At 37.6% G+C, this 3,868-nt stretch carries 5 protein-coding genes; all 5 read right to left on the reverse strand.

Going from position 1 to position 3,868, the window contains the following annotated elements:
- Positions 1–69: 69 nt before the first annotated feature.
- The 5 genes from AOQ29_RS01685 to AOQ29_RS01705 are packed head-to-tail and all read right to left on the reverse strand — an operon-like array spanning position 70 to position 3,570.
- Positions 70–828, reverse strand: a complete 759-nt coding sequence (locus tag AOQ29_RS01685) for a hypothetical protein (RefSeq protein WP_061992821.1) — start codon at positions 826–828, stop codon at positions 70–72.
- Positions 818–1,450 carry an ABC transporter ATP-binding protein gene (locus AOQ29_RS01690; protein ID WP_061992822.1) on the reverse strand — a complete coding sequence of 211 codons (633 nt, stop codon included), beginning with the start codon at positions 1,448–1,450 and terminating at the stop codon, positions 818–820. Before AOQ29_RS01690 ends, AOQ29_RS01685 begins: the two co-directional genes overlap by 11 nt.
- Positions 1,437–2,078 carry a hypothetical protein gene (locus AOQ29_RS01695; protein ID WP_061992823.1) on the reverse strand — a complete coding sequence of 214 codons (642 nt, stop codon included), beginning with the start codon at positions 2,076–2,078 and terminating at the stop codon, positions 1,437–1,439. The genes AOQ29_RS01690 and AOQ29_RS01695 overlap by 14 nt, the downstream gene beginning before the upstream one ends.
- Complete coding sequence (locus AOQ29_RS01700; protein ID WP_061992824.1) at positions 2,066–2,764, reverse strand: hypothetical protein; 699 nt, start codon at positions 2,762–2,764, stop codon at positions 2,066–2,068. Before AOQ29_RS01700 ends, AOQ29_RS01695 begins: the two co-directional genes overlap by 13 nt.
- Entirely contained in the window at positions 2,761–3,570 is an 810-nt protein-coding gene (locus tag AOQ29_RS01705; RefSeq protein WP_061992825.1) for a hypothetical protein, read from the reverse strand. Before AOQ29_RS01705 ends, AOQ29_RS01700 begins: the two co-directional genes overlap by 4 nt.
- Between the last annotated feature and the right edge of the window lie 298 nt (positions 3,571–3,868).

The following is a 3,868-nucleotide window of genomic DNA, read 5'->3' on the forward strand; positions in this document are numbered from 1 at the left end:
ATTACCCCCAAAAAGCCGATGAGATTATATAATCTCATCGGCTTTTTTTACTCTTCAAAAAATCTAAAATTATTTAATAGGAGTCAAAATTATTTTAGTATTAGGGTCAGTGATGAATACCATCGTTACATGGAGTAACCGATTTTTTTCAATTGAAATAACCCCAGAGCCAGTCTCCGTACTAGATCCATCTTCTGACTGGTACATAGTCACATTATAGTGGTCCTTTTCACTTGCTAACGGAATGGTCTGTTGGTCATAAGTCATCAGTTGGATCATTAACAACGAACCTGATTTAGATGTCGGTGTGGCTGACATCGGTGCCAAATTACCTGAAAAAGTCACTTTGTACTTCCCAGTTGGAATCTGTGTGTCCGGTAAATAGTTCCCCGGATTGGTAATGACATAGCTACCATTTTGTTTAACCAATGGTTTAAACTTGGACGGTGTCAATACGACCTTTTTCCCCGCCTCTAAATTTATCGAATCGCTCTCAGTCACCAAGTGGCCAACTTCATCTTTAAGGCTAGTGGCACTATCCCAATACTGTGAATCACCGCCAATGATATGAGCATCATAAAAACCTGAATGTATTCCAATCTGCTTGACAGTTTTTCCATTTGTTGGCCCCGTTAAGGTAAAAGCTTTTGCAGGATTATTTGACTTAGTTACTAGTTGGCCATTAGCATTCTTACTAACTGTCGGCACGTATCGCTTGGCCGCACCCTTACTCATTTGATGGTGAACATAATTCAATAAGATGCTCCCAAATAAAATCAAAATAATTCCTGCAAATACGATACGCGTAATAACTTTACTATTGCGCATTGATCACTTTCCCTTCCGCCATGTCAATGACTTCATCAGCTAAGACGCTTAAATCTTCAGGGTTATGACTTGCTAATATGATGCTAGCCCCCCGTTGCTTTTCTTGTTCAAAAATTGCTCGCATGCTTTTAACACCATCCAAATCAATCGCATTAGTTGGCTCATCTAATAAAATCAACTTTGGTTGCTCAAAAATAGCTTGAGCAATAGCTGCCCGCTGTTTCATCCCCAAGGAATACTGTCGAACCTTACGCCGGTCTTTCGGATCTAGACCAACACGCAAAATGGCTTCATCAATCATTTCATCCGTAGCTACTTTTCTAATTTTAGCCAGGAGCTGCAAATTTTTCCGGAGGGTAAAATCTGGCAAAACATTATTGCTTTCAATCAGCAAACCCAACTCTGGTGGAAAATCAATATCTTGGTGGATGATTTGACCATCAATCGTGATTGTGCCATGTTTTAAATGAATCAAACCAGCAATTGCTCGTAAAATCATCGTCTTTCCAGCCCCATTGCGCCCCCGCAAACCATAAATTTTCCCATCCTCAAATTCCAGGTTCACATCATCTAAAACAACCTTTTTATCCAAATATTTAACTGCATGTTCAATTCGAATCATAGTTTCCCCTCTCCATGAAGTCCTGGCGTTTCACCTGAACACTGATTAACAAAAATAACAAAATAAGAGCACCGAATACTGCTGGAATTTGCCAGATAGCAGTCACCTTTTGAAAGACAAATGGACCGAATAGTTTTAATTGTTGACTACCTAATCCCGTCGACAACAATAAAAAAGAACTGCTTAAAATGGCCACACTAGTATTAAACCGTAATTCAATGGCCACATAAACGCCTACTGCTAATGCATAGGAAAGACCTAATGCGAAGGTCTGTGACCAGAGTAATCTTCCCACTAAAATTTGATTGCCCAAACACAAAATCAAAACCGGCGTTAACACAATGACCAAGGACCTCAGATACATTTCAACCAGTAATTTTTCTAAGTGACGCATCCGAATCAAACGATTTAAATAGGCTCCTGTTTGCCAAATTTTCATAGATCCCATCGTCATAACCATTGGTGCAAGCAATAGCGCGAAGTACGTTAATTTAACAACAAGTATTCGAGTACTATTATCAACAAAATAAATGGGGGTATCCCCGGTTTGGCTGTACAAAAGCATTTGGAAGAGTAAGCCCATTACTACCATAACTGAAAAGTACAATTTCCAATCTAATCGAACCATTCCCACCTCCAAATTAATTTACTTAAGATTAACTTTAAGGACTGCAAAATTAAGAACATAATCACGCCATTAATCAACGTCCGATGAATTAACGTCCCCACTCGATCTATCCCTAAGTTAGTTGTGACAGCTACAAGTGTGAAAGCTGATTGTTGTAACGTTTGAGCTTGAAAAATAGTCGTGACTGTAATTAAAGTTCCAAGAGATACCATGAAAATATTTTTCTGACAATAACTATAGATAATTAGAATCAAGTAAATGACAACCAATAACCAAAGGCCAGACAAAATAACCTGACACGACCATATTGTTACAAATTCACCCAATTGAGCCTCATTAAGCTGTATCGTAGCTAGTCTGAAAAACGGCATGACATAAAATAAAAGACAATAGGTGCTTACCAAAAAATCTGTTCTTCGATTAATCCTCTTTCCAAGCTGCCCGTGCTCATTGAGACGAATAATTGTTTGGATTGGTAAACGATAATTAGTCGCCCAGTAGAGTAGAGCAGGGATTGCTAAGCAAGATTGCCACATGAGTATATTAAAATAGTTACCGTGAACAACTTCACGCTCACGCCAATCAATGTACGTTGTCGAAGGCCAATTAATAGTGACTAAATAAATTATGGCAAGCATTAGAAAAACAGTAATAGTCGATAACCAGAATTTACGTTCACCTATCATTGTAATTCTCCTGAATGACGCCAAAGGTATATCACAACATTGGCAACCAGCAATATGCTTAAGAAAGTCAGCCAGTTATGAACCCAATCGGGGAAATGCAATAGGAATGCGAAAGTTTGCAACAAGCTACCAATGTTGAATATCTGACTGCCTAAGATGACTGTGGTAAGGACTACTAAAGATAAAATTTGGTAAAAATTATTGAACAACAAGGATAGTGAGACCATTAGCATTGAGGTCAAAATCACAGCAATTAAAAATAGTCCTAAATATAAGAAATACGTTACAACTGGATGTTCTAACTGCCACCACAAAAAATGATATTTTTCTAAATCTGGAATTTTTCCACGATTATATAAAATTCTCATCTGCCCATCACTTTTACGTACATCCAACAATTGAATTATCGCTACAGTGAGTAAATTAACAAGCAAAGGGACAGCAAATAAGATGACACCAGCAATGCCAGCCGCATAGTAATGCCCACGAATGTATTTAGCCAAACCAATTCGACTGACTACGTTATACGCTTGACCCGTTGAAAAATCGTTCGATAGAGCAAATCCAACACCTAAAAGTAGCCAAACTGGGAATAGTCCTAATAAAAATATGGTTAGCAAGTGTCCGTATATACCACCTACACTACTAGCCATAAAAGTATTGAGCCACATATTTTTAGCTAAAGAAATCCCACTCAAGAGAACAACATGTTGCACAGCATCCGTAATAGTAATTATCGTCATCATGAACATGACTATCCAAAAGCGTTTTGTTTTTAAAATTCTTTGAAGGCTATAATTTATCATTGGTGAACCCACCAATTCATCACAAGGATATTTGCTTTATTTTTTAAATTCATCCCACTCGCTCCTGTCTTGATTAGATTCTAAACAATAAAAGTAACTTAACATCTTTCAGAAAAACTAACAAATTGGGTAAAGAGTGTGGATGTCATACTTAAAACCGCAACGTAATCTTCCTCTTATTTTGAAATGATTTATTTTTACTTTGAGGTTCAAATATTAGCATAAGCAAATAGAAGTCACAAATTTTTAAATTGCCGTTTCCCGTTTCCCGTTTCCCGTTTCCCGTTTCCCGTTTCCC

The organism is Fructobacillus ficulneus, from assembly GCF_001047075.2.
GTDB classification, from domain to species: Bacteria; Bacillota; Bacilli; order Lactobacillales; family Lactobacillaceae; genus Fructobacillus; species Fructobacillus ficulneus.

What these genes read in the sequence shown, in the direction of transcription:
- AOQ29_RS01685 (WP_061992821.1), bottom strand. Translation starts at nt 828, where the DNA reads ATGCGCAATAGTAAAGTTATTACGCGTATCGTATTTGCAGGAATTATT.
- AOQ29_RS01690 (WP_061992822.1), bottom strand. Translation starts at nt 1,450, where the DNA reads ATGATTCGAATTGAACATGCAGTTAAATATTTGGATAAAAAGGTTGTT.
- AOQ29_RS01695 (WP_061992823.1), bottom strand. Translation starts at nt 2,078, where the DNA reads ATGGTTCGATTAGATTGGAAATTGTACTTTTCAGTTATGGTAGTAATG.
- AOQ29_RS01700 (WP_061992824.1), bottom strand. Translation starts at nt 2,764, where the DNA reads ATGATAGGTGAACGTAAATTCTGGTTATCGACTATTACTGTTTTTCTA.
- AOQ29_RS01705 (WP_061992825.1), bottom strand. Translation starts at nt 3,570, where the DNA reads ATGATAAATTATAGCCTTCAAAGAATTTTAAAAACAAAACGCTTTTGG.